Source organism: Streptomyces sp. HSS9-12, assembly GCF_054963655.1.
This window is the reverse complement of record NZ_JBUEGC010000112.1, coordinates 1-1,748: the sequence shown is the minus strand read 5'-3', so window position 1 is coordinate 1,748 and position 1,748 is coordinate 1. Positions and strand designations below refer to the sequence as shown.

Annotated in this window: 2 protein-coding genes and 1 pseudogene; 2 read left to right on the top strand and 1 reads right to left on the bottom strand. The window is 66.1% G+C overall.

From position 1 onward, the window contains the following. A pseudogene (locus ACY34J_RS28920) lies at positions 1 to 776 on the bottom strand (IS256 family transposase); the annotation flags it as partial. On the opposite strand from ACY34J_RS28920, the gene ACY34J_RS28915 reads away from it, so the two are divergent. Together ACY34J_RS28915 and ACY34J_RS28910 are read left to right on the top strand one after the other, a co-directional pair. Continuing rightward, positions 759 to 1,148 carry a DUF6349 family protein gene (locus ACY34J_RS28915; RefSeq protein WP_462729589.1) on the top strand — a complete coding sequence of 130 codons (390 nt, stop codon included), beginning with the start codon at positions 759 to 761 and terminating at the stop codon, positions 1,146 to 1,148. The pseudogene ACY34J_RS28920 and the gene ACY34J_RS28915 overlap by 18 nt on opposite strands. A gap of 94 nt (positions 1,149 to 1,242) precedes the next feature. Further along, positions 1,243 to 1,746 (top strand): hypothetical protein, encoded by a 504-nt coding sequence (locus tag ACY34J_RS28910; RefSeq protein WP_462729588.1) that lies wholly within the window; start codon positions 1,243 to 1,245, stop codon positions 1,744 to 1,746. Positions 1,747 to 1,748 lie beyond the last annotated feature (2 nt).

Here is a 1,748-nt window from a genome sequence, read left to right as displayed (position 1 = left end):
GCCGTTCGAGCGCGGCGGGGTTGGGGAAGACCTGCACGACGTCGGTGCGGCGCTTGATCTCGCGATTGATCCGCTCCAGGGGATTTGAGGACTGGATCTTCTTCCAGTGGGAGATGGGGAAGGCGGCGAAGGCGGTCAGGTCCTCCTTGGCGTCCAGGAGCATCTGGCCTGACCTTGGGGAACTTCTGCCCGAGCACGTCGGCCACCGCATCGAGCCGGTGGTGGACGGCTTCGGCGGTGGGCTGGATGAAGGTGGTGCGGATGGTCGCCGCGACCATTTCGCCGGATCCCTTGGGTATCACGGAGAACACGTTTCTCAGGAGGCGAACACGGCAACGCTGCCAGGCGGCGCCGAGCATGACCTTGCGGATCGCGGCGACCAGGCCGCTGTGGTTGTCGGAGATGACCAGACGGACCCCGCCCAGGCCGCGTTCGCGCAAGGAGCGCAGGAACTCGCTCCAGAACGCCTCGGTCTCGCTGTCACCGACCATCACGCCCAGCACTTCACGGCCGCCGTCCTCGCTGATGCCGGTGGCGATGACCACGGCCTGGGACACGATCCGGTGGTTCACGCGCACCTTGCAGTAGGTCGAGTCCAGGTAGAGGTAGGGGAAGCGGCTGTGGTCCAGGGGCCGGCCGCGGAAGACCGTGAGCTGTTCGTCCAAGTCACCGCAGATCCGCGAAACCTCGCTCTTGGAGATGCCGCTGTCCGCACCGAGCGCCTTGACCAGGTCGTCGACCGAGCGGGTGGACACCCCGTGCACGTACGCCTCCACAAGGAGCAGAACAGCCGCGGGGTCTGGCGCATCAGCTGGCGACATCCCGGCTTCACCCACCGCACCCCGCCTGATCCCCCCACCGGCCACCGGCCCACCGTCATCAGGCGCTGGGACCAGCCCGCCCCCGGCCACCCCGACCAGACCTGGCCGTACCTCCACCGCGGAGCCTGTCTCGGATGCACCTGGGAGGGAGCGGAACGACGCCGGACAGACGAATGGCGTTGTTCACGAGATTCGACAGCAGTTGTTCACCACTTCGGGCGGTACTCCAGCTGTGCCGTGTTCGATTTTCATGGGCAGCGACAGCACCTGGCATCGACGTCGGGCAGATCCCAATGGGCGAGGGTCTCGGCGACGGTGAAATCGTGACCCCCTGACGGCGTATCAAATCTGACCCTCTGTGGTGGTAGATCCCCTCCGTGAGACACGGTCGGCGTCAGACCCCCAGCCTTCAGGAGGCACCATGCGCGTACTGCCCCAGCTGACATTCGCTGTCACCGGGATCGGGGCCGCTCTGCTGTTCACCGCCGGGGTTGCTTCGGCTTCCGGCACGCCCTTGACCCAGGCCCAGGCGGAGGCGCGGCTGATCCCCAACGGCATCACGGCCACATCCCCCGGCGGCTGTACCGACAAGAACAACCCGAGCTGCGTCTCGTACGAGGGGATCCTCAGTGGCACGGTGGACGGGGTGATCAACCTCAAGAAGGCCAGCGGCGTCGCGAACCTCATCGTCGTCGGCGGCACCGAGGTCGGCCACGGGGAAGACGGCAAGTACAGCCACGCCAACGGCTACAAGATCGACCTCCAGCCCAGCCCCGCTCTCGACAACTACATCAAGCGCACCTTCCAATACGTCGGCCTCCGCGGCGATGGCTTCCCGATGTGGAAGTCCGCATCAGGCGACCTCTACTGCGACGAAGCCAGCCACTCGGGTATCCCCGCCCACTGGGACATCGTCTACTACTAGTC

Coding starts and splice junctions, on each gene's coding strand:
- ACY34J_RS28910 (WP_462729588.1), top strand. CDS start 1,243: ATGCGCGTACTGCCCCAGCTGACATTCGCTGTCACCGGGATCGGGGCC.